General features: G+C 71.3%; 19 protein-coding genes, 3 tRNA genes and 1 pseudogene. 10 read left to right on the plus strand and 13 right to left on the minus strand.

The window, feature by feature from the left end; translation table 11 throughout:
- Positions 1-15: 15 nt before the first annotated feature.
- On the minus strand, positions 16-732 hold the full coding sequence (locus IE124_RS02525; protein WP_189504293.1) for a SanA/YdcF family protein: 717 nt from the start codon (positions 730-732) through the stop codon (positions 16-18).
- 37 nt (positions 733-769) lie between these two features.
- On the minus strand, positions 770-1,492 hold the full coding sequence (locus IE124_RS02530) for an aquaporin (protein WP_189504295.1): 723 nt from the start codon (positions 1,490-1,492) through the stop codon (positions 770-772).
- Between the two features lie 79 nt (positions 1,493-1,571).
- On the opposite strand from IE124_RS02530, the gene IE124_RS02535 reads away from it, so the two are divergent.
- On the plus strand, positions 1,572-2,258 hold the full coding sequence (locus IE124_RS02535) for a hypothetical protein (protein WP_189504297.1): 687 nt from the start codon (positions 1,572-1,574) through the stop codon (positions 2,256-2,258).
- Between the two features lie 21 nt (positions 2,259-2,279).
- Here the strand turns inward: IE124_RS02535 and IE124_RS02540 are convergent, their stop codons facing one another.
- Positions 2,280-3,113 carry a class II glutamine amidotransferase gene (locus IE124_RS02540; RefSeq protein ID WP_189504299.1) on the minus strand — a complete coding sequence of 278 codons (834 nt, stop codon included), beginning with the start codon at positions 3,111-3,113 and terminating at the stop codon, positions 2,280-2,282.
- Between the two features lie 379 nt (positions 3,114-3,492).
- Between IE124_RS02540 and IE124_RS02545 the strand changes: the two genes are divergently transcribed.
- The 5 genes and pseudogenes from IE124_RS02545 to IE124_RS02565 form a co-directional block, all read left to right on the plus strand.
- Positions 3,493-4,392 carry a sirohydrochlorin chelatase gene (locus IE124_RS02545; protein WP_189504751.1) on the plus strand — a complete coding sequence of 300 codons (900 nt, stop codon included), beginning with the start codon at positions 3,493-3,495 and terminating at the stop codon, positions 4,390-4,392.
- 35 nt (positions 4,393-4,427) lie between these two features.
- Positions 4,428-5,765: a deoxyguanosinetriphosphate triphosphohydrolase gene (locus IE124_RS02550; RefSeq protein WP_229832037.1), complete on the plus strand. Its 1,338-nt coding sequence runs from the start codon at positions 4,428-4,430 to the stop codon at positions 5,763-5,765.
- 164 nt (positions 5,766-5,929) lie between these two features.
- On the plus strand, positions 5,930-7,192 hold the full coding sequence (locus IE124_RS02555; RefSeq protein WP_189504301.1) for an NAD(P)/FAD-dependent oxidoreductase: 1,263 nt from the start codon (positions 5,930-5,932) through the stop codon (positions 7,190-7,192).
- Between the two features lie 26 nt (positions 7,193-7,218).
- On the plus strand, positions 7,219-9,111 hold the full coding sequence (gene dnaG, locus IE124_RS02560) for a DNA primase (protein WP_189504303.1): 1,893 nt from the start codon (positions 7,219-7,221) through the stop codon (positions 9,109-9,111).
- 149 nt (positions 9,112-9,260) lie between these two features.
- Positions 9,261-10,238: pseudogene (locus tag IE124_RS02565) on the plus strand (RNA polymerase sigma factor); the annotation flags it as partial.
- 21 nt (positions 10,239-10,259) lie between these two features.
- Here the strand turns inward: IE124_RS02565 and IE124_RS02570 are convergent.
- The 5 genes from IE124_RS02570 to IE124_RS02590 all read right to left on the minus strand — a co-directional run bounded on the left by IE124_RS02570 (position 10,260) and on the right by IE124_RS02590 (position 17,158).
- The gene (locus IE124_RS02570; RefSeq protein WP_229832042.1) at positions 10,260-11,558 is read right to left on the minus strand and encodes a TerD family protein; all 1,299 of its coding nucleotides are present in this window, start codon (positions 11,556-11,558) and stop codon (positions 10,260-10,262) included.
- 44 nt (positions 11,559-11,602) lie between these two features.
- Positions 11,603-13,534, minus strand: coding sequence for an ABC transporter ATP-binding protein (locus IE124_RS02575; RefSeq protein ID WP_189504307.1), 1,932 nt, complete (start codon positions 13,532-13,534; stop codon positions 11,603-11,605).
- Positions 13,534-15,267, minus strand: a complete 1,734-nt coding sequence (locus IE124_RS02580; RefSeq protein ID WP_189504309.1) for an ABC transporter ATP-binding protein — start codon at positions 15,265-15,267, stop codon at positions 13,534-13,536. Before IE124_RS02580 ends, IE124_RS02575 begins: the two co-directional genes overlap by 1 nt.
- Positions 15,268-15,369: 102 nt before the next feature.
- Complete coding sequence (locus IE124_RS02585) at positions 15,370-16,809, minus strand: FGGY family carbohydrate kinase (RefSeq protein ID WP_189504311.1); 1,440 nt, start codon at positions 16,807-16,809, stop codon at positions 15,370-15,372.
- Positions 16,810-16,846: 37 nt separating this feature from the next.
- Entirely contained in the window at positions 16,847-17,158 is a 312-nt protein-coding gene (locus IE124_RS02590; RefSeq protein ID WP_189504313.1) for a YtxH domain-containing protein, read from the minus strand.
- A 136-nt stretch (positions 17,159-17,294) separates the two neighbouring features.
- On the opposite strand from IE124_RS02590, the gene IE124_RS02595 reads away from it, so the two are divergent.
- The 3 genes from IE124_RS02595 to IE124_RS02605 all read left to right on the plus strand — a co-directional run bounded on the left by IE124_RS02595 (position 17,295) and on the right by IE124_RS02605 (position 17,684).
- Positions 17,295-17,367, plus strand: a tRNA-Asn gene (locus IE124_RS02595).
- Positions 17,368-17,372: 5 nt separating this feature from the next.
- Positions 17,373-17,445: transfer RNA gene (locus IE124_RS02600), tRNA-Asn, on the plus strand.
- Between the two features lie 165 nt (positions 17,446-17,610).
- Positions 17,611-17,684: transfer RNA gene (locus tag IE124_RS02605), tRNA-Ile, on the plus strand.
- A gap of 691 nt (positions 17,685-18,375) precedes the next feature.
- Here the strand turns inward: IE124_RS02605 and IE124_RS02610 are convergent.
- Both IE124_RS02610 and IE124_RS02615 read right to left on the minus strand, forming a co-directional pair.
- Positions 18,376-18,822: a hypothetical protein gene (locus IE124_RS02610; RefSeq protein WP_189504315.1), complete on the minus strand. Its 447-nt coding sequence runs from the start codon at positions 18,820-18,822 to the stop codon at positions 18,376-18,378.
- A gap of 1 nt (position 18,823) precedes the next feature.
- A complete protein-coding gene (locus IE124_RS02615) occupies positions 18,824-19,312 on the minus strand; it encodes a chymotrypsin family serine protease (RefSeq protein WP_189504317.1) in 489 nt (162 codons plus the stop codon).
- 1,077 nt (positions 19,313-20,389) lie between these two features.
- Here IE124_RS02615 and IE124_RS02620 point away from each other — a divergent pair.
- Positions 20,390-20,692, plus strand: coding sequence for a thioredoxin domain-containing protein (locus tag IE124_RS02620; RefSeq protein ID WP_229832045.1), 303 nt, complete (start codon positions 20,390-20,392; stop codon positions 20,690-20,692).
- 260 nt (positions 20,693-20,952) lie between these two features.
- Here IE124_RS02620 and IE124_RS02625 read toward each other — a convergent pair whose 3' ends face one another.
- From IE124_RS02625 to IE124_RS02635, 3 genes are all read right to left on the minus strand, one after another.
- Positions 20,953-21,249, minus strand: a complete 297-nt coding sequence (locus IE124_RS02625; RefSeq protein ID WP_189504320.1) for a putative quinol monooxygenase — start codon at positions 21,247-21,249, stop codon at positions 20,953-20,955.
- Positions 21,250-21,355: 106 nt separating this feature from the next.
- Positions 21,356-23,911, minus strand: a complete 2,556-nt coding sequence (locus IE124_RS02630) for a glycoside hydrolase family 32 protein (RefSeq protein WP_229832049.1) — start codon at positions 23,909-23,911, stop codon at positions 21,356-21,358.
- Between the two features lie 237 nt (positions 23,912-24,148).
- Positions 24,149-25,132 (minus strand): carbohydrate kinase family protein, encoded by a 984-nt coding sequence (locus tag IE124_RS02635; protein ID WP_189504324.1) that lies wholly within the window; start codon positions 25,130-25,132, stop codon positions 24,149-24,151.
- Between the last annotated feature and the right edge of the window lie 38 nt (positions 25,133-25,170).

Below are 25,170 nucleotides of genomic sequence, written 5' to 3' on the forward strand. Positions count from 1 at the left end.
GGGCGGCGCCCCGTATTACGGGCGCGGTGCCATGCTCTCCGTCGGCCGCTGCTCCCGGGGTGAGGCCAGCGCCTCGGTGACGCCCTTCTCCTCGGGGCCGAGGAAGTGCGGGTCGGGCCGGAGCGCGGCGTCAAGGGAGGCCTTGCCGGCGGCGAAGAGCTCCCGGGTGGTGCCGTAGTACCAGGTGGCGTCGTGGGGTTCGGCGACGCCGACGCCGTGCGCCTCGACGCCCGCCCTGCCGCACAGTGCGACGGCCCGCTTGATGTGGAAGTCCTGGGTGACGAGGACGGCCCGGTCGACGCCGAAGACCTTCTTGGCCCGGACGCAGGAGTCCCAGGTGTCGAAGCCCGCGTAGTCGCTGACGATCCGCCCGTCGGGCACCCCGCGCTCGGTGAGGTAGGTGCGCATGGCGCTGGGCTCGTCGTACGCGGTCCTGCTGTTGTCGCCGGTGACGAGCAGGACCCGGACCTTGCCCTCGCGGTACAGCTCGGCGGCCGTGTCGAGCCGGTGCGCGAGATACGGGGTGGGGCGCCCCTTCCACAGCCCGGCGCCGAACACGACGGCGACGTCCCGGGCGGGCACGTCGGCGGTCGTGTGCAGCTTCCCGGCGGCGGCGGTGTGCATCCAGGTCGCGGGGGTGAGCGCGAGGACCGCTCCCAGCATGACGGCCTGGACGGTGCGGCGGCGCGCCCGGGTGGTGCGGGGTATCAGCCGGGTGAACCGTGCCGTCATGCGGAAACCTCCGTGGGGGCGTGGCGGTGGCGGTCTGTCACCCCGTCCGACGCGCTTCGGCACCGTTCGGTTCGCCGGTCGCCCGGAGTGTTCCGTACAGCACACCGGAAAGGCCCAGGCCGATGACCATGCCGAGGAGCTGGGCGGCGGCGAAGGCGGGCACCGAGCCGGGGGCGATCCCGGTGAAGGAGTCGGAGAAGGAGCGGCCGAGGGTGGCTGCCGGATTGGCGAAGGAGCCGGAGGAGGTGAACCAGATCGCCGCCCCGATGTACCCGGCGACCGCGACCGGGGCGAGCCCGGGCCGGCCGATGTGGCGCAGCCCCTGCACGACGAGGACGAGCCCGGCGGTGGCGACGGCCTCGCCGAGGAGGAGGTGGAGCGCCCCGCGGGGTTCGGTGGCCCAGGCGCCGGGCGCCCGCCCGAACATCGCCTCGGCGAGCACGGCGCCGCTGACGGCTCCGGCGATCTGGGCGCCGATGTAGGCGAGGACCTCGCGCCCGCCGCGCTCGTGGCGGCGGGACCACCACTCCGAGAGGGTCACGACGGGATTGAAGTGGGCCCCGGAGAGCGGGCCGATGAGGGCGATGAGCAGGCCGAGGCCGAGGGCGGAGGCGGCGGCGTTGGCGAGCAGGCGGACACCGATGTCCTGGCTGAGGGAGTCGGCGCGGATGCCGGAGCCGACGATGACGGCGACGAGGGCGGCGGTGCCGATGAACTCGGCGGCCGTACGCCGGGAAAGAGAGGGCGGGGACATTCTCATAGCGGAAAATGTATTCCGCAGAACGGAACACGAAAAGAAACAGGGGGCAGAAATCGGGGGACGCACCTACGATCCGCGCATGATCATCGATGCCGTCCGCAACAACGCCGAGTGGTGCGAGGCCATGTGCCGCGCCCACGGACACCCCGGCACCTTCGGCCCCCGAGCTTGGACCAACGACCGCCGCACGCCGCTGTACTACCCGGACGCGGTGACCCTCACCGAGGACGCGGACGTGCGGGATGTCCTGGCCGGCATCGACCGCAGCACCCCCGGAGCCTCCGTCAAGGACAGCTTCGGCCGCCTCGACCTGGCCACCGAGGGGTTCCGCCTCCTCTTCGAGGCGCGGTGGATCGCCCGCCCCGCGGGCCTTCCCGTCCCCGCCGCCACCGGCGACTGGCGCCCGGTCCGCACCCCGCAGGAACTCACCGCCTGGGCCCTCGCGTGGAGCGACGGCGACGAGGAGGAGGCGGAGCTCTTCCGCCCCGCACTCCTCGCCGACGGGGCCACGACGATCGTCGCGGGGTACGCGGCCGACGGCCGGATCCTCGGCGGCGCGGTCCTCAGCGACAGCGGCGCGGTGACCGGCGTCTCCAACCTCTTCACCACCGGGGACACCGACCCCGCCCGGGCCTGGGCGGGGTGCCTGAACCTCGCCGACGCCACCCGCCCCGTCGTCGGCTACGAGGGGGGCGACGACCTCGCCCCAGCCCTCGCCGCAGGCTTCGAGGAGACCGGACCGCTCCGGGTCTGGCTGGACGCCTGAGAGCCGTCCGGGGCCGGGCCGTCACGCCGCCGCGGGGACGAAACGATGCAGCTCGTCGGCCCCGGGCTGCACCACGCCGTAGCTGTTCTCCGGCACCTCGTGCCAGGCCCCGGGCAGGTCGCCGAGGGGTTCGGACACGATGAGACGGGTCTCCCCTGACACGTCCCGCAGGAACCCGAGGTCGGGGTGGAGCCTGCGCAGGGCCTCCACCCGGCTGCTGTAGAACAGCGAACGGGAAGCGCCCGCCGTGGAGTAGCGGAAGGCCCAGACCCGCTCGCCGTCGGTGATGGCGAGCGTCATCTGGAGGGGGAACTCCACCCCGTGCTCACGGCCGACCCGTTCCACGACGCCCGCCATCGTGGCGACGGCGGAGGGCGGGTCCCGGTCGAGCCCGAAGGTGAGCGCCAGGTAGAACATCACCTCGGAGTCCGTCGTGCCCTCGATGTCGGAGTAGAGCCCCGGATCGACGAGCAGCGAGAGGTCACGGCGCATGAGCCGGAACCCGTCGATGGCGCCGTTGTGCATGAACATCCAGCGACCGTGCCGGAAGGGGTGGCAGTTCGACTGTTGCACCGCCGTCCCGGTCGACGCCCGGATGTGGGCGAAGAACAGCGGGGAGCGGACATGGTCCGCCAACTCCCGCAGATTGCGGTTGTTCCAGGCGGGGCCGACCTCCCTGAGCAGCGCGGGCGTCTCGTTGTGCGACGAGTACCAGCCGACGCCGAACCCGTCGCCGTTGGTGGTCTCCACGCCCAGCTTGGAGTGCAGGCTCTGGTCGATCAGGGAGTGGGCCGGCCGGTACAGGATCGTGTCGAGCAGCACCGGCGTCCCCCAGTACGCGAGCCATCGGCACATGCGTGATCACCTGTGTCCCTGCCGGACCCGCGGGCGTCGCCCACACCCCGTCCGGCCCTCCCATTCTCGGCGCCCGCCCCGAGGGGTGCCACATCGGCCGGCGGGGACACGGCCCGCGGGGACACGGCCCGGCACAGGACGGGCGCGACTGGCACGCGGGGCCCGCGGCGCGTGAGCGGGTGGCAAAGACACGTCACGCGCCCGAAACGGCGAGGCAACGCGCCGCCCCCAGGATCGGTGCATGACGGAGCCGGACAGCACGTTCGACAGCGCCGCCGGACTGCTCGGGAGGATCACCGAGCAGCTGGCGGAGCGGCTCGCCCAGGTGCGTCCGGACGGCCGTCGGCAGCGGAAGTACGACGAGGAGGTACGCCCGCCCATGAACGTCCCCACCCTCGCCGGACGGAGCCGCACGGGGCTCACCATTGCCACCCCGGCCGCACCCACGCCCGCACCCACGCCCGCCCCCGCACTCACGCCCGCCCCCGCACTCACTTCCGCCCCCGCACTCACGCCCGCCCACGCGCCCTCGCCCGCACCGACCCTCGTCGCCGTCGGGCACGGCAGTCGCGACCCCCGCGCCCGGGCCACCCTCGGCCGCCTCCTCGACCGGGTCCGCGAGCTCCGCCCCGGACTCGACGTGCGCCTCGCCCACATAGAACTGAACGCCCCGCTGCTCGACGAGACCCTCGCCGACCTCGCGGCCGCAGGCCGGGACGCCGTCCTCGTACCCCTGCTCTTCGCCCCCGGCCACCACGTCACCCACGACCTGCCCGCCGCCCTCGCCGCCGCACCCGCCCTCCGGGCCAGGATCGCCGAGCCGCTCGGCGCGCACCCCCTCCTCGTCGAGGCCCTCGCCGGCCGGCTTGCCGAGGCCGGCTGGACCCCCCGGGACGGCGCCTCGCGCGCCACCGGCGTCGTCCTCGCCTCCGCCGGCTCCCGCGACCCCCGCTCCGGCGCCGAGATCCGCCGGATCGCCGCCCTCCTCGGCGAGCGGCTCGGCGGGGTCCCCGTCGTCCCCGCCTACGCCTCCGCCGCCGCCCCCACCGTCCCCGAGGCCGTCCGCGCGCTCACCGCCCGGGGCCGCCACCGCGTCGCCGTCGCCTCCTGCTTCACCGCCCCCGGCCTCTTCGCGACCCGCGCCGCCGCCCACGCCCCCTGGCTCGCCGCCGCCCCGCTCGGCGCCCACCCCGCCCTCGCCCGCCTGGTCCTCCACCGCTACGAACAGGCCCGCACGGCCCGCACCACCACCCCCGTGCGGGAACTCGCCGCCATCTGAACACTTCTGTCGGTCCCTCCGGTTACCGTCGAGGCATGGAAGGCATCGCAGACACTGCAGACACCAAGGACGGCCCGGGCATCACCGACATCACCGACACCCCCGGCTACGACTCCGCCGCGACCGACCGCTGGGCCGCCGAGCCCGACAAACGCCCCGGCCGCACCGCCTTCCAGCGTGACCGCGCCCGCGTGCTGCACTCCGCCGCGCTGCGCAGGCTCGCCGGCAAGACCCAGGTCGTCACCCCCGGCACCCGGAGCCACGCCTGGGACGCCAGCCCCCGCACCCGGCTCACCCACTCCCTGGAGTGCGCCCAGGTCGGCCGCGAGCTCGGCGCCGCCCTCGGCTGCGACCCCGACCTCGTCGAGGCCGCCTGCCTCTCCCACGACATGGGCCACCCGCCCTTCGGGCACAACGGCGAGCAGGCGCTCAACGACGTCGCCAAGGACTGCGGCGGCTTCGAGGGGAACGCCCAGTCGCTCCGCCTCCTCACCCGCATCGAGCCCAAGCGCTTCGTGAAGGACGCCGACGGGGAGCTCGTCAGCGTCGGCCTCAACCTCACCCGCGCCTCGCTCGACGCCGCCACCAAGTACCCCTGGCCGCGCGGCGGTCACCCCCAGGACCCCGGCTCGCCCAAGTTCGGCGTGTACGAGGACGACCTGCCCGTCTTCGAGTGGATCCGGCAGGGCGCCCCCGCCCACCGCAAGTGCTTCGAGGCCCAGGTCATGGACTGGTCCGACGACGTGGCCTACTCGGTCCACGACTTCGAGGACGGCCTGCACGCCGGACACGTCGACCCCAACCTGCTGCTCGCCGAGCCCGAGCGCGCCGACATCTGGACCGTCGCCATCGGACGGTACGTCCCCGAGGACACCGACCCGCAGGAGCTCGCCGAGGCCCTCGACCGGCTCGTCGACCAGGAGTGGTGGCCCCACGGCTACGACGGCTCGGCCGTCGCCCAGGCCCGCCTCAAGGACGCCACCAGCCAGCTCATCGGCCGCTTCTGCCTCGCCGCCGAGACCGCCACCCGCCAGGCCTTCGGCCCGGGACCCCTCACCCGCTACGGCGCCGAGCTCGTCGTCCCCCGCGAGACGCGCAACGAATGCGCCGTCCTCAAGGCCGTCGCCGACCGGTACGTGATGCAGCGCGCCGAGCAGGAGGTCCTCCGCGCCGACCAGCGTGTCGTCGTCGCCGAGCTCGCCGAGGCCCTCGTCGCCCGCGCCCCCGACGGCCTCGAACCGCAGTTCCGGGCCGCCTTCGACGCGGCGCGCGACGACCGCGCCCGCAAGCGCGTCATCGTCGACCAGATCGCCAACCTCACCGACGCCTCCGCCCGCGCCCTCCACCACCGCCTCCGCCCCCACCACGCGTAGGGGGTGTCCCGTCGGGCAGGCCGGGCTCGCCGACAAGAGACCCCGAGGTCCTCTTCCGTCCCCCGGCTCCGTGCGGGACGCTCGCATGCACGCCCCGAGGCGGTACGGCCGGACGAACGCCGGGGGGCGTAGGTTGGAACCGGTCGCAACGAGGAGGAATCGACGTGGTCGACGCAGATCAGACCTTTGTCATCGTCGGCGGAGGACTGGCAGGGGCCAAGGCGGCGGAGACGCTGCGCTCCGAGGGGTTCAACGGCCGGGTGATCCTCATCGGCGACGAGCGCGACCACCCCTACGAGCGCCCACCACTCTCCAAGGGCTACCTCACCGGCGCCAAGGAGCGGGACTCGGTCTTCGTCCACGAGGCCGCCTGGTACGCGGCGCACGACATCGAGCTCCACCTCGGCCAGGCCGTCACCGCAGTCGACCGCGAGGCCCGCACGGTCCGCCTCGGCGACGGCACCGTCATCCGCTACGACAAGCTGCTCCTCGCCACCGGCGCCGAGCCGCGCCGCCTCGTCGTCCCCGGCACCGAACTCGCCGGCGTCCACCACCTGCGCCGGCTCGCCCACGCCGACCGGCTCCGCCAGGTCCTCGCCGCCCTCGGCCGGGACAACGGCCACCTGGTGATCGCCGGCGCCGGCTGGATCGGCCTGGAGGTCGCCGCCGCCGCCCGCGGATACGGCGCCGAGGTCACCGTCGTCGAGTACGAGCCCACCCCGCTCCACCGCGTCCTCGGCCCCGAGCTCGGCCAGCTCTTCGCCGACCTCCACAGCGACCACGGCGTCCGCTTCCACTTCGGCGTGAAGCTCACCGAGATCGTCGGCCAGGACGGCATGGTCCTCGCCGTCCGCACCGACGACGGCGAGGAGCACCCCGCGCACGCCGTCCTCGCCGCGATCGGCGCCGCACCCCGTACCGCCCTCGCCGAGAACTCCGGGCTCGCCCTCGTCGACCGGGCCGACGGCGGCGGCATCGCCGTCGACGAGTCGCTGCGCACCTCCGACCCCGACATCTACGCCGCGGGGGACGTGGCCGCCGCCCACCACCCGTCGCTCCACACCCGGCTCCGCGTCGAGCACTGGGCCAACGCCCTCAACGGCGGCCCGGCCGCCGCCCGCGCCATGCTCGGGCAGCTCGTCTCCTACGACCGGGTGCCCTACTTCTTCTCCGACCAGTACGACCTGGGCATGGAGTACTCCGGCTGGGCGCCCCCGGGCACGTACGACCAGGTCGTGGTCCGCGGCGACACCGGCAAGCGCGAGTTCATCGCCTTCTGGCTGAAGGAGGGCCGCGTCCTCGCCGGCATGAACGTGAATGTGTGGGACGTCACAGAGCCGATCCAGCAGCTCATCCGCTCCAAGGCCGCCGTGGACCCCGAAGCCCTCGCCGACCCGTCCGTACCCCTGGAGAGCCTGGTCGGGTAACCCGCGCGCCCCCGTAGACTTCATGCGTGGCAGGCAGGATCAACGATGACGACGTGAAGGCGGTACGGGACGCGGTCCCGATCGACGCCGTCGTGTCCGAGTACCTCCAGCTGCGCAACGCGGGCGGCGGAAACCTCAAAGGCCTCTGCCCCTTCCACGACGAGAAGTCGCCCTCCTTCCAGGTCAGCCCCAGCAAGGGACTGTTCCACTGCTTCGGCTGCCAGGAGGGCGGCGACACCATCGCCTTCGTGATGAAGATCGACCACCTCTCCTTCTCGGAGACGGTCGAGCGCCTCGCCGCGAAGGCGGGCATCACCCTGCGGTACGAGGAAGGCGGCTACAACCCCGGCCACCAGCGCGGGGAGCGCATCCGCCTGGTCGAGGCGCACAAGGTCGCCACCCAGTTCTACATCGACCAACTCGACTCGCCCGAGGCCGAGATCGGCCGCAAGTTCCTCGCCGAGCGCGGCTTCGACCAGGCAGCCGCCGCCCACTTCGGCGTCGGCTACTCGCCGGCCGGCTGGGACCACCTCACCCGCTTCCTGCGCGGCAAGGGCTTCTCCGACAAGGAACTGATCCTCTCCGGCCTCTCCCAGGACGGCCGCCGCGGGCCCATCGACCGCTTCCGCGGCCGCCTCATGTGGCCCATCAGGGACGTCGGCGGCGACGTCGTCGGTTTCGGCGCGCGCAAGCTCCGCGACGACGACAACGGCCCCAAGTACCTCAACACGCCCGAGACGCCGATCTACAAGAAGTCCCAGGTGCTCTACGGCATCGACCTGGCCAAGAAGGACATCGCCAAAGTCAGCCGGGCCGTCGTCGTCGAGGGCTACACCGACGTCATGGCCTGCCACCTCGCCGGCGTCACCACCGCCATCGCCACCTGCGGCACCGCCTTCGGCGGCGACCACATCAAGATCCTCCGCCGCCTCCTGATGGACAACGGCTCGGCCCGCGTCATCTTCACCTTCGACGGCGACGCCGCCGGCCAGAAGGCCGCCCTGCGCGCCTTCGAGGACGACCAGAAGTTCGCCGCCGAGACGTACATCGCCATCGCCCCCGACGGCATGGACCCCTGCGAACTGCGGCTCGCCAAGGGCGACGAGGCCGTCGCCGAACTCGTCCGGCCCCGCACCCCGCTCTTCGAGTTCGCACTCCGCCAGATCGTGAAGCGGTACGACCTGGAGACCCCGGCCGGCCGCGCCGCCGCACTGGACGAGGCGGCCCCCGTCGTCGCCCGCATCAAGAACATCGGCGCCCAGCACGAGGTCGCCGTCCAGCTCGCCGGCATGCTCGGCATCCTCGACACCCAGTTCGTCGTCAAACGCGTCGCCCAGCTCGCCCGCTGGGCCCGCGACCGCGGCGGCAAGGGCCCGGCGCAGCAGCAGCCCGCGCAGCGCGGCTACGACACCCCGGCCCCGCCGGCCGCACCCTCCGGGCCCGCGCTCAACCTGCGCAGCCCCGCACACCGCACGGAGCGCGAGCTCCTCAAGCTGGCCCTCCAGCGCCCCGAACTGGTCTCGCCGGCCTTCGACGCGTACGGCATCGACGAGTTCACCGCCCCGCCCTACGCGGCCGTCCGCCAGTGCGTCCTGGACGCCGGCGGCGCCACCGGCGCGCCCTCCGACTACCTCGACACCGTCCGCGAGGCCGCCCCCAACGACACCGTCCGCGCCCTGGTCACCGAACTCGCCGTCGAGACGATCTTCGCCAAGACGATCGACGAGGTCTACGCCGGCGCCCAGCTCGTCCAGGTCCGGCTCCGCGCCGTCGACCGCCGTATCCGCGACGTCCAGGGCACCCTGGCCCGGCTCGGCGCCCACGGCGACCCGGAACAGCTCGCGGCCGTGCAGAACGAACTGTGGGTGCTCACCCAGTACGGCCAGTCCCTGCGGAACAACGGCGCCGACGCACTCTGACCGTCGGTCACGGTCCGGACTCAAAAAGTCACCGCACGCCCCTCGTGGCGGCGATGTGTCGTACCCCACACTGGATGACGGTGCCGTTCCGCCCCTCCTGGAGGTCGCCCGCCGTGCAGACCGAGATCCAGACCACCGAACAGGACGAGCCGGCCGAACTTCCCGAGGCCCCGGAGGTCCCTCCGCAGCGCCGCCGCGCCGACCTCGGAGGCAACGGACCCTCCTCCGACCTGTTCCGCCAGTACCTCCGCGAGATCGGCCGCATCCCGCTCCTCAGCGCCGAGGAGGAGGTCGAACTGGCCCGGCGCGTCGAGGCCGGACTCTTCGCCGAGGAGAAACTCGCCACCACCCCCGACCTCGACAGCCGCCTCGCGAGCGACCTGGACCGGCTCGTCGTCCTCGGCCGCATCGCCAAGCGCAAGCTCATCGAGGCCAACCTCCGCCTCGTCGTCTCCGTCGCCAAGCGGTACGTCGGACGCGGCCTCACCATGCTCGACCTCGTCCAGGAGGGGAACCTCGGCCTCATCCGGGCCGTCGAGAAGTTCGACTACGCACGCGGCTACAAGTTCTCCACGTACGCGACCTGGTGGATCCGCCAGGCCATGTCCCGGGCCCTCGCCGACCAGGCCCGGACCATCCGCGTCCCCGTCCACGTCGTCGAACTCATCAACCGGGTCATCCGCGTCCAGCGCCGCATGCTCCAGGAGCGCGGCTACGAACCCACCGCCGAGGAGGTCGCCGCCCAGCTCGACCTGGCCCCCGAACGGGTCGGCGAGGTCCTCCGCCTCGCCCAGGAACCGGTCTCCCTGCACGCCCCGGTCGGCGAGGAGGAGGACGTCGCGCTCGGCGACCTCATCGAGGACGGCGACGCCGCCTCACCCGTCGAGTCCGCCGCCTTCCTGCTGCTCCGCCGCCACCTGGAGGACGTCCTCTCCACCCTCGGCGAACGGGAACGGAAGGTCGTCCAGCTCCGCTACGGCCTCGACGACGGCAGGCCCCGCACCCTGGAGGAGATAGGCCGCATCTTCGGCGTGACGCGCGAACGCATCCGCCAGATCGAGTCCAAGACCCTCAACAAACTGCGGGACCACGCCTACGCGGACCAGCTGCGGGGGTATCTGGACTAGGTCCGGCCTGCCGGACACCCCCTAGTCGATCTCCCGTACCGTGAGCGTCCACGCCCCGTCCGCGCTGAAGAGCAGCAGCAGCGGCCCCGGCGGGATCGGGACGGTGTGCGCCAGCGCACCGGTGGCATTCATGATCAGGTCGGGGTGGGTCAGGAGCGTCGTGCGCCCGGCGACCTCGTGGCACCACATGCCGACGTACCCGCTGCCGTCCTCCTTGCCTTCGAAGTGCACCCGGAGGTCGGCAGCGCCGCCCGTGAACAGCAGGGCCTCGGGGCCGTACCCCCGCAGCGTGCCCGTCAGGCGTCGGGCGGAGGCGACGGGGCTCACGCGCAGGGCCCAGCGGTTGCGGCTGTCGACGCGAAGCCGCAGAGAGCGGTCCCCGGGGGCCCGGATGACCGAACTCCCCGTGAAGTGCGGGAGGGTGGTGTTGAAGAGGTAGTCGTCGTCCTTGTTGAACTTGTTCAGCGGGAAGACGCCGAAATAGTTCTTGCCCTCGTGCGCGGCCTCGACCAGGACGGGACCGGGCGGGACGCGGCCGTCCACGGTGACCACCTCGCCGCCCTTGCCGGAGGCCGTGAAGGGCTCGAAGACCGGCCCGAACTCCCAGCCCTCGACGAGCTCGTACGGCCGCTCGACCGGCGGGTACGCGGTGGGGACGGGCGGGTACGCGGTGGGGACGGGCGACGGTGTGGGGGAGGGCGGGCCGACGACCTCCTCGGCCGCTCGGGCGGGCGCGCTCGGGGCCACGAGTGCCTGCCACGGTGACCGGGCCAGTGGCCGACTCGGCGTCTGGCCCGGCGCCTTGGCCACGCCGGTCAGCGGGACGGGCCCGTCGGCGGGAGCCGGGGCCGGCTGCTCCACTTCCTTCTCGACCTCGGCCTCGACCTCGACCCCGTACGCCGTGACGAGCTCCGCGAGCCCGGAGGCGTACCCCTTGCCGATCCCGGTGAACTTCCAGCCGCCCGACTCGCGGAAGAACTCGCCGTACACGACGGCCTCCGCGTCGTCCGGGCGCGCGATCAGCCACGCGACGACCACCTGCCTGTCCGGGGCCATCGCGGCCAGCGAGCCGGAGGCCGCCGGACCGGCGATCACGATGCGCTCGACCTCCGGCTCCACCTCGTGCAGCGCGAGGGAGAGCGACTGCTTCGTGAGCCGCACGGCGCCGGACGGGTGGACGGGCTGGCCCTCGAAGACCATGTCCGCGTCCCCGCGGACCCGGCCGTCCGCGCCGAGCAGCAGCGCCGATATGCCCTCGTTCCCGACCCCGACCAGAAGGGTGACCGACGGCACCCAGGAACTCTCGCGCGTGTGACCCATGCCGCACATCATGCGACACGGGTCACACACCGGTCACGGCCGGGTCAGTCGACCTCGACGACCGCCTGCGCGAACTGCGCCGCGTACAGCCGGGCATAGGCCCCGCCGGACAGCAACAGCTCCTCGTGCGTGCCCTGTTCGACGATCGATCCGCTCTCCATCACCAGGATCACGTCCGCGTCCCGGATCGTGGAGAGCCGGTGCGCGATGACGAACGACGTACGCCCGTGGGCCAGTCGGGCCATCGCCTTCTGGATCAGCACCTCGGTCCGGGTGTCGACCGAGCTGGTGGCCTCGTCGAGGACGAGTATCACCGGATCGGACAGGAACGCCCGGGCGATGGTGATCAGCTGCTTCTCGCCCGCGCTGACCCCGGCCCCGTCGTCGTCGATGACCGTGTCGTACCCCTCGGGGAGCGTACGGACGAACCGGTCGGCGTGCGCGGCCCGCGCGGCCTCCTCGATCTCCTCCCGGGTCACCTTCCGCGTCGTGCCGTAGGCGATGTTGTCCGCGATGGTGCCGCCGAAGAGCCACGTGTCCTGGAGGACCATGCCGATGCCCCTGCGCAGGTCCTCGCGGGACATCTTCGCGATGTCCGTCCCGTCCAGCGTGATCCGGCCGCCCGTGACCTCGTAGAACCGCATCAGCAGGTTCACCAGGGTCGTTTTGCCGGCGCCCGTCGGTCCGACGATCGCGACCGTCTGGCCCGGCTCCACCGTGAGCGACAGGTCCTCGATGAGCGGCTTGTCCGCCTCGTACCGGAAGGCCACCCCCTCCAGGGCGACCTTGCCCTTGAGGTCCGCCGGGTGCTCGCTCCTCGGGGCGTCCGGCTCCTGCTCCTCCGCGTCGAGGAGCTCGAAGACCCGCTCCGCCGAGGCCACTCCCGACTGCACCAGGTTCGCCATCGACGCGACCTGCGTCAGCGGCATCGAGAACTGGCGCGAGTACTGGATGAAGGCCTGCACGTCACCGATGGAGAGCGTGCCGCTCGCCACCCGCAGACCGCCGACGACGGCCACCAGGACGTAGTTGAGGTTCGAGACGAAGAACATCACCGGCTGCATCACACCGCTGTTGAACTGCGCCTTGAACCCGGCCTCGTACAGCGCCTCGTTCTGCTCCCGGAAGTCCGTCGCGGACTCCTCCTGCCGGCCGAAGACCTTCACCAGGTTGTGCCCGGTGTACATCTCCTCGACGTGCGCGTTGAGCGTGCCCGTGGACTTCCACTGCTGCACGAAGTGCGGCTGCGAGCGCTTGCCGATCTTCGCCGCGACGAAGACCGAGACCGGCACCGTCACCAGCGCCACCAGGGCGAGCAGCGGCGAGATCCAGAGCATCATCGCGAGGACGCCGACGATCGTGAGCAGCGAGTTGATCAGCTGGCCCATCGACTGCTGGAGCGTCTGCGAGATGTTGTCGATGTCGTTGGTCGCCCGGGACAGCACCTCGCCGCGCTTGGCCTTGTCGAAGTACGACAGCGGCAGCCGCGCCAGCTTCGTCTGGACGTCCTCCCGCATGCGGAAGACCGTCCGGTTGATCACCTTGATCGACGCCCGCGTGGCGACCAGCATCAGCAGGCCCGCCGCCACGTAGATCACGAGGACCCAGAGCAGGACCCCGCCGACCGCGCCGAAGTCGATGCCCTGCCCGGGGGTGAAGTCGACCCCGGACAGCATGTCGGCCATGCCGGAGTCGCCCGACGCGCGGAGCCCCGCGATCGCCTCCGCCTTCGTGGAGGCCACATCGGCCGTCTGCCGCCCGACGACGCCCGCGAAGACGAGGTCGGTCGCCTTGCCGAGGATCTTCGGTCCGACCACGGAGGCCGCCACCGACAGCATGGTGGCGAGCAGCATCACCCAGAGCGTGGCGCGCTCGGGCGCCAGCTCCTTGAGCAGCCGCTTGCTCGAACCCTTGAAGTCCATCGACCGCTGGTCAGGGCCGCCACCGGCCATCATGCGTCCGCCAGGACCGGCCATCAGGCTGCCTCCGCCTCGGTCAGCTGGGAGAGCACGATCTCCCGGTACGTCTTGTTCTCCGCCATCAGCTCCCCGTGCCGGCCCGTCCCGACGACCCGGCCCTCGTCGAGGACGACGATCCGGTCGGCGTCCCGGATGGTCGACACCCGCTGGGCGACGATCACCACGGTCGAGTCCGCCGTCTCCCTCCGGAGCGCCTCGCGCAGCAGCGCGTCGGTCTCGTAGTCCAGGGCTGAGAAGGAGTCGTCGAAGAGGTAGATCTCCGGCTTCTGGACCAGCGTCCGCGCGATCGCGAGCCGCTGCCGCTGACCGCCGGACACGTTCGTGCCGCCCTGCGCGATCGGCGCGTTCAGCCCGTTCTCCAGCTTCCGTACGAAGTCGGCGGCCTGGGCCACCTCCAGCGCGTGCCAGAGCTCCTCGTCGCTCGCGTCGGGCTTCCCGTACCGCAGGTTCGTCGCCACCGTCCCGGAGAACAGGTACGGCTTCTGCGGCACCAGGCTGACGGTCCTCGCCACCAGCGCGGGGTCGAGCTCGCGCACGTCGACGCCATCGACGAGGACCTCGCCGCCGGTCGCGTCGAAGAGCCGCGGGACGAGCCCGAGGAGCGTCGACTTGCCGCTGCCGGTGGACCCGATGATCGCGGTGGTCTCCCCGGGGCGGGCGACGAGCCCGACGTCCTTCAGCACCGACTCCTCGGCGCCCGGGTACCGGAAGTCCGCGCTCCTGACCTCCAGGTGCCCGCGCCGGTCGAGGGTCGTCACCGGCTCGGCCGGCGGCACGACGCTGGACTCGGTCCCGAGGACCTCCTCGATGCGCTCGGCGCACACCTCGGCACGCGGCACCATCATGAACATGAAGGTGGCCATCATGACGGCCATCACGATCTGCATCAGATAGGCGAGGAAGGCGGTCAGCGCGCCGATCTCCATCCCGCCGCTGTCGATGCGGTGCGCGCCGAACCAGACGACGGCCACGCTGGAGACGTTCACCACGGTCATCACGACCGGGTACATCAGCGCCATCAGCCGCCCGGTCTGCATCGACACGTCCGTCAGATCGGCGTTGGCCCCGCGGAAGCGCTCCTCCTCGTACCCGTCCTTCACGAAGGCCCGGATGACGCGGTTGCCGGTGATCTGCTCGCGCAGCACCCGGTTCACGGTGTCGAGGCGCTCCTGCATCGTCCGGAAGAGCGGCCGCATCCTCCGCACGATCAGGGTCACGGAGACACCGAGGACCGGCACGACCGCGAGCAGCACGCCCGACAGCGGCACGTCCTGGCCGAGCGCCATCACGATGCCGCCGACACACATGATGGGCGCCGAGACCATCAGGGTGAACGCCATCAGGACCAGCATCTGGACCTGCTGCACGTCATTGGTCGTACGGGTGATCAGCGAGGGCGCGCCGAAGTGCCCGAGCTCCCGGGCGGAGAAGGACTGCACCCGGTCGAAGATCGCGCCGCGAATGTCCCGGCCCAGCGCGGAAGCCGTCCGCGCGCCGTAGTAGACCGCGCCGATGTTGCACACGACCTGCACGACGGACACGCCGACCATCAGCGCGCCGAACCGCAGGATGTAGCCGGTGTCCCCGTTCACGACACCGTCGTCGATGATGTCGGCGTTCAGGGTCGGCAGGTAGAGGCTCGCGCAGGTCTGCAGGAACTGCAGCAGGACGAGCAGCGCGATGGGTTTTCGGTAGGGCCGGAGGTGGGTTCGGAGAAGTCTTATGAGCACAGGACCTACTATCGCCCGCGCTCCTGTGCGAGACGACTCGGTTGAGGGCCGCGCGCCGAGCCCTGGCGAAGACTTTACGAAGCCGGGGTTTCCCTCACCGTTCTATGCACCGAACGCCCCGGGATGGATCTGCTCCCGGGTGGCCACGTACTGCTGCCGCACGGCCTGCCCCAGGGCCAGCTCCTCCCCGGCCTCCAGGATCTGCGCCGCGGCTCCCTGCCACGCCGGGGGAGCGGACGGCGAGAGGGTGCCCCGGGCGACTCCGAGAGCCCAGGCGGCCTGCCGGGCGGCGCCGAGCGCCGCGTAGTCGGCCGGCTGGGGGACGACGACCTGCACGCCGAACAGCGAGGGCGCGAGCGCCTGCACCGCCGGCAGCGCGGCGGCCGCGCCGAGCAGGAAGACCCGCCGCACCTCGACGCCCCGCCCGCGCAGGACGTCCATGGCGTCGGTGAGCGCGCAGAGCATCCCCTCGAACGCGGCCCGGGCGAGGTGCTCGGGCTTCATCGACTCGCGCCGCAGCCCGCTGAGCGTGCCCGCGGAGTGCGGCAGGTTCGGGGTCCGCTCGCCCTCCAGATAGGGCAGCAGGACGAGCCCGGAGGCGCCGGGCGTCGACTTCAGCGCGAGTGCGGAGAGCTCGTCGAGCGACTCCAGGCCCAGCATCTCGGCGGTCCCGCGCAACGCCCGTACGGCATTGGAGGTGGAGACGACCGGCAGGTGCATGCCGGCGGCGTCCGCAAAGGAGGTGATCATGCCGTTCGGGTCGGCGAGGGCCTCGTGGTGCACGGCCATCACGGAGCCGGAGGCCCCGAGCGAGACGACCGCGTCCCCGAGCCCGAGCCCGAGCCCGAGCGCGGCGGCCATCGTCTCGCCCGTACCGGCGGAGATGAGGAGCCCCTCGGGGGTGGTGCCGGCGGCCTCGGCCGGACCGAGGACCTCGGGCAGCACGGCCTGGTGGCCGAGCGCGAGCTCCACGAGGTCCGGGCGGTACGCGCCGGTGCGGGCCGACCAGTAGCCGGTGCCGGAGGCGGCGCCGCGGTCGGTGGTGCGCCGCGCGGGGCGGCCCAGGAGCTGCCAGACCAGCCAGTCGTGCGGCTGGAGGAGCAGCGAGGTCCGCCGGGCGCTCTCCGGCTCCGTACGGGCCAGCCAGCGCAGCTTGGCGACCGGCTGCCCGGCGCCGGGCACACTGCCGACGGCCTCGGCCCACGCCTGGCGCCCGCCCAGCGACTCGACGAGATCGGCGGCCGCGACCTGCGCCCGCTTGTCGTTGCCGACGAGCGCGGGCCGCACGAGGGCACCCTGCGCGTCCAACGGCACGAGCCCGTGCTGCTGGGCGGAGACGCCGATGGCCTGGACGCCCTCCAGGAGACCGCCGGTGGCGGCCTCCCCGAGCGAGAGCAGCCAGGTCTGCGGATCGACCTCGGCGGCCTTCGGATCGCCCTGGTGGGGGGCGTACCCCTGGCGCAACACGGCGCCCGTGTCCGCGTCGCAGACGACGATGCGTGTGAATCCTGCAGAGCTGTCGAGTCCGGCGACTATCCCCATGACACGTGATTCTGCCGCACGAGGGGGCCCTGGGGCATCAGGTGTTGCTCGTGCCCCAGTCGTCGTCCTCGACGCGTCCGTTGCTCCGGCCGCGGTCGCGCAGCGCGTGGACCCGGTCGGTCACCGACGACGGCAGCCTGTCGCCCACCGTGTCGCCCACGGCGTGCATCGCCTTGCCCGCGACCTGCCGCCCGGTCTGGGCGGCGGACTCGGCGGCGTTGCGCACCGCCGGGTTCTGCGAGAAGTCCCTCGCGGACTTCTTCATCTGCTCGTAGCGCTCGCGTCCGGCCCGCGTGCCGATCACGTAACCGAGGGCGAGACCCACGACGAACGTCAGCTTGTACCGCACGGCTGCGATCCTTCCCTGGAGGCCCTGGGGATACCGATTGGCGGAGCACCCCCCTGCTTGCGCTAATGTATGTCTCGCAGCGAGCGAGCGCCCTCCCGGTCAGCCGGACTGGGGTCCGTTCGGTGCAACGCAGCAATCCCCTGTAGCTCAATTGGCAGAGCAGCCGGCTGTTAACCGGCAGGTTACTGGTTCGAGTCCAGTCGGGGGAGCGCGATCCCCTGTAGCTCAATTGGCAGAGCATTCGGCTGTTAACCGGAGGGTTACTGGTTCGAGTCCAGTCGGGGGAGCGGAACGGAAGAGGACCCTTCGGGGTCCTTTTTCGCGTCTCAGGGAACCACGCGGGCCGCCGCGAGGTCTTCATGGTCAGCAGAGCCGATCTTCCGGAGCAGGAGATCGTATGAGCGGCTATGCTGCGGCAGACGGCGCGCACACATGTACGCGCCTCACCGTTCGGGGCGGTAGCTCAGCCGGTTAGAGCAGCGGACTCATAATCCGTCGGCCGTGGGTTCGAGTCCCACCCGCCCCACCGAAGAAAAACGATCTGACCTGCGAAAACGCCCCTCATGGGGTGTTTTCGCGTGCAGTGGTCACCTCTCGTCGGTGCGGCGAAACGGGCGCCCGTGGCTCGGCTCGTAGCGCCCGCACCTCTTGACCTGCGGTTCTGGGTTGAGCGTGGGATGTAGAGCGGTTTCGATGATCCCATGGCGATCCCACTGCTCCCGTGTGTGACACGCCGCACACCGGGCCGAAAATCTGCGCCCTTGTCGACACGTCACCCGAGAAGGTCTCGGCCGGCCAGACTCTGATTCTGCCGCCGGATTCACGCCCTGGAATGGGCCGAGGCCACGTCTTGATGCGCTCCGACGGGGTCACCCCCGTGCCTGGCGCCGAGGGTGCCCGCGAACCGCCTTCCGTCTTCGCGGCCGGGCAAGCACGGAGATCAGCTCCGACGTGACCGTCCAGGGGTGCCCGGTCGCCTCGGTGAGGTGGTGCTGCAGTCAGCGAAGAGAGTGAGTGATGCGCACCAGTCCGAACCGGTCGTCATGCGCGTGGCGACCGCCTCACTGTCGATCCACGCAGCCCGCGGGCCGGACGGAACCGAGGATCGGCGGCGATCGCGCGAGCTCTATGCTCCGGCCACTGTCCTCGTGTACCAGTGTGAAGTGCCCGGCCCTCCGGTGGTGCCAGGGGGCCGGGCGCTTACGTAGAGCGGTTCACTACTGGAGCTTCATGCCCTCGGGTGAGGTGAGGCCCTTGTCCGGGTGGGCGCGGAACGTCGCCGTCCAGACAGTGGGCGGACAGGAAGTGCCGTTGGGGTGCTGCTCCGTCAGTCTGGCCCGGGTGTTGTCTTCGACGACCGTGGCACCGCTTTTCGCGGACGTCACGGTGAGCCGCACCTGCACGGTGGACGATCCGATGTCGTCGGGGAGTCGGACCGACAGCGACGCGAACGGGTCATCGGGACTGCCCGACGTCCGCTCCTCGCAGGTGCCATCCACACACAGTCGGATCCTCACCGCGTCCCGGCCGCCGAAGTCGGCGGGCTGCCACACGGCGGAGACATCCGAGTCTGCGTCGGCCTTGGTACACGGCGTGTCCTGACCGAGGAAGGAGCATCCGGTCAGGGTCATCGCCAGCAGTGGTACGAGAAGGACTCGGCGCATGTCAGTACCACGCTACGGTGCCGGGGAGGGCGTTGCTGGCCAGCCCGATGTCAGTGAAGATCAGCTCGCATTGGTCGAAGAGCCCGCCGCTGTTGTCACTTCCGCCGCCGCCACCGCCGGACACGATGCCCTTGGCGTACGCCCGTCCGCTGCCATCGACGGTGTACACCGGGCCGCCGGAGTCACCCTTGACGGTGCAGGATCCGGACGACTTCCTGGCGATGACCACGTTCCTGGCGGTGGTTCCCTCGGTGTACCGCTTGGTTGCTTGGGTCGCGGTCACCTTCCATCCACACACCTCGCCGGTCATCATGCCTCCCGTGCACACCATGTCGCCGCTCTGTGCCCAGCGCCGCCAGTAGTCATGGACAGGCCGCGACGAGTTGGACGTCTTGCCGCCCTTGTAGATCCGGGGTGTCGCGACGCTGCCGCTCTTGACGTGGTACAGCGCCAGGTCACCCGAGTAGTAATTCTGGCCGGGGAGCTTCACGGAGCCGGCATTGTTGGCCCAGTTGTCCCGGACGACGGGTCCGATGTAGTCGCTCTCGCTGGGGTTCGTGATGGCCCCGTTGGCGGTGGTGCAGTGACCCGCGGTATCGGGCCGTCGTCCCCGACAGCACCGGCTCCGGCAGCACACCCCGCCACGACAGATCGAGTGACCGGCCTCCCCCGGCGTCCAACGAAACCAGCGGAACCGGAGTCGTCTTCGCCTCACCGGCATCACCCGACGCCATCACACGTGCCGCGAGCTTCGCAGGCGTTCTGCCGCCCAGTTTCAGGCCGAGCGGATGGTCCTTCGCGACCACCGAACCGTCCACCGACTTTGTCAGGTCGACATCGATGGTCCGCCATGCACCCGTGGCCTTGTCACGAAACCGCACCGGACCAGACGAGGCATCCGCCGTCACTGTGCCGTCCGGATTCGCCCACGTGGTTGTCGACTCCGTCCGCTCCGACGACGCCTCCACCCGCTTGCCCGACGACCGGGCAGCAGTCTTCGCCGACGGCAGATCCACCGCCTCGGCCGGAGAAGGGCTGTTGTCGACCACTGAATACCGCGACGGCAGGGCTACGCCCTGTCCCGTCGCCCCCAGAGCGACCCCACTCTCGACAGCCAGCAAAGCCGCCGTCGCAAGCGCCGATCGCTTCACCGTCCGCCGGGACAGCCATCTGTAACGTGCCCAGCCTGGTGGCGATATGGGCTTATTCATGCCGAGAACTCTCCCCCCTTGAAACAGCCGCTGACGCATCCAGCAGAGGCGGTTCGATAGCCGGAGCGCGAAGCGTGACCCGGCGCCGTACCTACTCCCTGGCCTTGCTTGGGGCCGGAAACGCATGCGAGCCCCAGAAGCCTGTGGAGTGCGCAGGGAGAGGGGGGTGGCGGAATGTTCGTGACGTGGTCGGCTGCCGCCCCTCGTGCGCGACGCGCGCTCCTGCCGGGCCTGCTGGTACGCAAGTTGTAAGGGCTCGGCGTCTTCCGGGACCCCTGCGGCAGGGAGTTGCTCACGCACCTCGGCGAGGCCGGCGTGGAGCCCGGTCTCGCGATCCTGTGTGGGACTCCCAACGGGTGGGTAAGTGCTACAGCTTCGAGGGCGTCCTGCTGATCGCGGAGGTGGTGTCCGACTCATCGACGCGCAAGGACGACGACTGCACCGCCAAGTACGGCCGCTACGGCGTCCCCGTCTACCTGGTCGTGGCCCCGTGTGCGGCGGAGGTCGTCCCTACCCGGCTCACCAGAACCGGCTACATCACGGCACACAGGCACCAGCACGGCACCGGCAAGCTCCCCATCGACCTGGCCGACGGACGCACCTTCACCCGCGACCTGGACGGACTGCCCCGACCTGAACCGGAGGCCGGCGCGCGCTGACGAGCGCGCCGCTGGTGGCCTGGAATGAGCCGGCGTCCCAGCGCCAGATGCATTACGTAGCGTGACCGCCTGCCGAGTACGCCTGGCGGGGTGTGTGTAGGGCCTTAAGCAGGCCCACAGAGTGATGGCGAGCCGCAGGGGGCGGAGTCGACCCGAGGGGCGCGGGGGAGCGTTGCGACATCGGTAGTTAGGCGGCTCAAGGCGAGGCTTCCGGGCGGACGCCCTCCCGAGCAGCTGGCCTCGTGAGGCGAGCCGCCCGTTCATCGGCCGAGCGGGCTCAGGAAGGTGAGCACGGACTCCCTCTCCTCGATCAACGGCTGGAGCGCCGCGTTGAACGGCGGGCCGTAGGGCGCCGTCAAGTGGGCCTGGAAGGCGGCCTCGTCCGCGTACACCTCGAAGATCCAGTACGCCAGGGGTCTGGATTCCTTGGTGTACACCTCGAACGCCAGGTTCCCGGGCTCTTCACGGACGCGCGCGGCGTACTCCTTGACCAGCTCGGCGACGCGCTCCTTGCTTCCGGGGAGCGCGGTGAACTCGGCCAGCAGCGTCTTCCTCATGTTCTTCTGTCTCTCTCGCCGGCGACACCGGCGTGGTGGAACGGTACGGAGGCGGGCTGCCGGGTCGGCGCCACGCCCCGTACCGTCAACGGAACCGCTCCGGTGGTCAGTCGCGGTACGACCGCACCTGCCAGACCTTGGCGCTGACGAGGCGGGCGGAGCCGCCTTCGGCGAAAAGCTTGATGCCGTCACTGTCCGGGCTGGGGAAGATCTGGTCCGTGATCACGGCCTCGCCGTCGCCGCCGAACACCTCGACCGAGGACCAGTCGACCAGGATCCGGAGCTCGACCTTGCCGTCCCTGGCCGCCAACGGTGCGCGCTGCACGCCGGGGAAGTCGCCGTGGAAATCCACCGCGCCCGAACGCGTCCGGTCGACGTACAGCTCCCGCGTCTTCCTGTCGTAGCCGATGACGGTCTCCTGGCCTTCGCCCGTGCGCACCTTGAACCCGAAACGCTCGGCGTCATCGAGGGCGAACGTGGCCCGGATGTCGAGTGCCTTACCGTCGGCCCGGCCCGCTGCCAATGGCACGGAGCCCTCCGCGATCCTGATGTCGCGCACGCCGATCGACGGGCCGTGGAGCGACTCCACGGTGGACACGGGCCGCTGCGTCAGCCGGATCCGGCCGCTCGTGGTCCGCAGCGCCATCTCGCGCGGGATGCTCTGCGCGCTGCGCCAGGGGGAGGTCGGGATGTTGTTGCCGTACTGCCAGTTGTTCATCCAGCCGATCATGCGGCGCTTCCCGTCCGGGGCGTCCTCCCAGGAGACGGCGGCGTAGTAGTCCTTGCCGTGGTCGACCCAGTCGGCCCGCTGGAGGGCCGGGACGGCCGGCTGGTCGGCGGCGACGAAGTGGTCGGCCAGGATGTGGCCCCAGCCGGCCGTGTTCATGTCGACGATCTGGATGGTGGCCCGCTTGCCCTGGTGGGCGCGGAGGTCGAAGGAGGCCCAGTCCAGGCTTCCGCTGTCCGCTCCGGTCGCGCTGTGGACGATCTTGCCGTCGATGAGGAGATTGACCGTGGTCTCCGTCGAGCGGGGGCGTGCGGGGGTGTCGGACAGCATGACCTGGTCGAGCAGGATGTGCCCCCAGCCGCCGGTGTTCTCGTCGACGACCTCGATGTGCGCGGTGCGGCCGGCGAGGTCGCCGAGGTCCCAGGAGACCCAGTTGAGCGACTCCGAGTCGGTGCCGGTGGCACTGCGCACCGTCCTGCCCTCGACGACGAGCCGGACGGCGGTGGGCGCGTCGGAACCTGAGGGGTGGTTGCCGCCGCCGATGAGGAGGTTGAGGTGCTTCGTGGTGAGGGTGAACTCGGGCGAGGTGAGGGTGCCCGTGGTCGCGTCGCCGCCCAGGAAGGTGTTCACCAGGCCGTCGCCCTCGTGTCCGGACACCTGGTGTTGGCCGGGGAGGGTGCCGGGTGCGGGGCTGTCGCCGAAGGCGGTGCCCGTGGCCGTCCAGGAGCCGTAGCCGTCCTGCTCGAAGTCGGCGAGGACTTCCCCTGCGGGGGCGGGGGAGTCGCCCGTCACGGAGCCGGGGACGCGGGGGTGACGGCCGCCGCCCACCTTGAAGTTGAGATACGGGCTGGTGACCGTGAAGGGCGGTGAGGTGAGGGTGCCGGTCTCGTGGTCGCCGCTGTGGAAACTGTCGACGAGTCCCTTGCCATCGAAGCCGCTCGTGCCCGACGTTCCGGGCGCGGGGGCGGGGACGGGACCGTCGCCGAAGGCGGTGCCGGTCGTCTGCCAGGTGCCGTAGTCGGGCCCCTCGAAGTCCTGGACCACCACTCCGGGAGGCGGCGTGTAGGAGCCGTCGTTGTCGGGCGTGAACCGCTTGCCGTCGAAGTCGCCCACGAAGTACTGGGCGGCCGAACCTCCCGCGATGCCACCGGGGTTGATGTTCACGACGAGCACCCACTTGACGCGCTTGGGGTCGCCGTCGACGGGCAGCGGGAACAGGTCCGGGCACTCCCAGACGCCGCCCACCGCGTTCTGCGGGCCGAAGTCGCTCAGATGGGTCCAGCTCTTGAGGTCCTTGGAGGAGTAGAACCGGACCTTGTGCTCGGTGGACAGCGACACCGTCATCAGCCAGCTCTTGGTGGGTGCGTACCACTGGACCTTGGGGTCGCGGAACTCCTTCGACCCGATGTCGAGCACCGGGTTTCCGGAGTACTTGGTCCAGGTGCGGCCGCGGTCGGTGCTGTAAGCCAGGGACTGGGCCTGCTTGCCGCCGTCCTTGTAGTGGCTGGTGTAGACAGCCACCATCGCGGGGTTCTCCTTGGTCCCGAACCCCGTGGTGTTGTCGTGATCGACGACGGCGCTGCCGGAGAAGACCATCTCCTCGTCGTCGTGCGGGATGGCGAGGGGGAGTTCCTGCCAGTGCACCAGGTCCTTGCTGACGGCGTGGCCCCAGGACATGTTGCCCCAGGTGTTGCCGCTTGGGTTGTACTGGTAGAAGAGGTGGTACTCGCCCTTGAACCAGACGAGTCCGTTGGGGTCGTTCATCCAGTTCTTCGCGGGACTGAAGTGGAACTGGGGGCGGTACGTCTCCGTGTACGGCCGGCTGTCCTCCGCCGACGCCTGCGGGGCGACGGCGGTGACGGTGAGCGCGCAGGTCGCGGCCGCGGCGGCGACGAGGCGCAGGGGGACACGGCGGCGTGCGGGGACTCGGCTCATGGTTTCTCCTGCACTGTGGGAGGCGGCGTCGTGCCCGCGTCCGCTGCGGTGGAACGACGCCGGGGGATTCGCAGTGCCGGGCGGTGGGGGCGACCCGGGAACCGGAATGTCATCGATGACAGGTGACAGCGATGACATCCGCTGGGGAGTGATGATGGGCGGGCTCGGGGCGGCGCGTCAATGGCCTGGGCCGAGTTCGTTCGGGGCGCCGGTTCAGCCGCCCGCTCAACCGACGGTTCAGCCGGCTATGCGCCTGGCGACACGCGCGGTCGTGGGCACCGGCAGCCGCAACTGGCCGGCCCAGGGCGGGTTGGGCCCGACGACACCGCAGGTCAGTGCCGCCACTTGGGCGGCGAAGTCGCAGGCGTCGAAGACGTCGTCGATCCGCAGATCCGTCAGCCGGCCACCGAGGAGCCCCTTGGCGCCGAGACGGTGCAGGAGGCCCGCGGTGAAGGAGTCGCCCGCGCCGACGGTGTCGACCACGTCGGTCGGGGGCGCCGGTACGGCGGTCCGCTCGCCGTCCAGTGAGGCGACCGCGCCGCGCTCCCCCCGGGTGATCACGACGAGGGGGACGCCCGCCGCATGCCAGGCGTCACAGGCTCGCTCGATCGTGTAGTCGGGGAGCAGCAGTTCCAGGTCGTCCTCGCTCAGCCGGAGGATGTCGGCGAGCGCGCACCAGCGCGGCAGGCGCTCGCGGTAGACCCCCAACCCCACGAGCAGCGGCCGGACGTTGGGGTCGATGGAGATCGTGGCCGTGGCGGAGGCGCGGGCGAGGAAGTCCTCCACGACCGTGTCACCGGGCTCGCGTACCAGGGCCAGGGAGCCCGAGTGCAGGCAGGCCGTATGGGCGAGGTCCGTCGCGGCGAGTTCGTCCGCCGTCCACTGCCAGTCGGCGGTTCCCTGGGCATGGAAGGAGTACTCGGCCCGGCCCTGGGCGTCGAGTTCGGCGACGGCCAGGGTGCTGGGCTCGGCCGCGCGCACGGCAGCCGAGAGATCGACACCCGAGGCCTCCAGGTGGCCGCGGAACAGCCGGCCGAAGACGTCGTCGGACAGCCGCGCCAGGAAGCGGGCGGGCGTGCCCAGCCGGGCGAGCGCCACCGCGGTGTTCGCCGGACCGCCGCCCGGCAGGACCCGCAGGGCAAGCTCGCCCGGCGTGGGTGCGGGGACGGTGAAGGCGTCCGCGACGCATTCTCCGAGGACGGTGACCAGGGGCAGGCTCATGGCTCGGTCTCCAAGGTGGGCAGCGCGAGAGGCTGCGT

Origin of the sequence: Streptomyces narbonensis, assembly GCF_014649015.1 — a bacterium.
Classification (GTDB): Bacteria; Actinomycetota; Actinomycetes; order Streptomycetales; family Streptomycetaceae; genus Streptomyces; species Streptomyces narbonensis.

Excerpts from the sequence above, each read along its gene's own strand:
- IE124_RS02525 (WP_189504293.1), bottom strand. The coding sequence starts at position 732 with ATGACGGCACGGTTCACCCGGCTGATACCCCGCACCACCCGGGCGCGC.
- IE124_RS02530 (WP_189504295.1), bottom strand. The coding sequence starts at position 1,492 with ATGAGAATGTCCCCGCCCTCTCTTTCCCGGCGTACGGCCGCCGAGTTC.
- IE124_RS02535 (WP_189504297.1), top strand. The coding sequence starts at position 1,572 with ATGATCATCGATGCCGTCCGCAACAACGCCGAGTGGTGCGAGGCCATG.
- IE124_RS02540 (WP_189504299.1), bottom strand. The coding sequence starts at position 3,113 with ATGTGCCGATGGCTCGCGTACTGGGGGACGCCGGTGCTGCTCGACACG.
- IE124_RS02545 (WP_189504751.1), top strand. The coding sequence starts at position 3,493 with ATGAACGTCCCCACCCTCGCCGGACGGAGCCGCACGGGGCTCACCATT.
- IE124_RS02550 (WP_229832037.1), top strand. The coding sequence starts at position 4,428 with ATGGAAGGCATCGCAGACACTGCAGACACCAAGGACGGCCCGGGCATC.
- IE124_RS02570 (WP_229832042.1), bottom strand. The coding sequence starts at position 11,558 with ATGGGTCACACGCGCGAGAGTTCCTGGGTGCCGTCGGTCACCCTTCTG.
- IE124_RS02575 (WP_189504307.1), bottom strand. The coding sequence starts at position 13,534 with ATGGCCGGTCCTGGCGGACGCATGATGGCCGGTGGCGGCCCTGACCAG.
- IE124_RS02585 (WP_189504311.1), bottom strand. The coding sequence starts at position 16,809 with ATGGGGATAGTCGCCGGACTCGACAGCTCTGCAGGATTCACACGCATC.
- IE124_RS02610 (WP_189504315.1), bottom strand. The coding sequence starts at position 18,822 with ATGCGCCGAGTCCTTCTCGTACCACTGCTGGCGATGACCCTGACCGGA.
- IE124_RS02625 (WP_189504320.1), bottom strand. The coding sequence starts at position 21,249 with ATGAGGAAGACGCTGCTGGCCGAGTTCACCGCGCTCCCCGGAAGCAAG.
- IE124_RS02630 (WP_229832049.1), bottom strand. The coding sequence starts at position 23,911 with ATGAGCCGAGTCCCCGCACGCCGCCGTGTCCCCCTGCGCCTCGTCGCC.
- IE124_RS02635 (WP_189504324.1), bottom strand. The coding sequence starts at position 25,132 with ATGAGCCTGCCCCTGGTCACCGTCCTCGGAGAATGCGTCGCGGACGCC.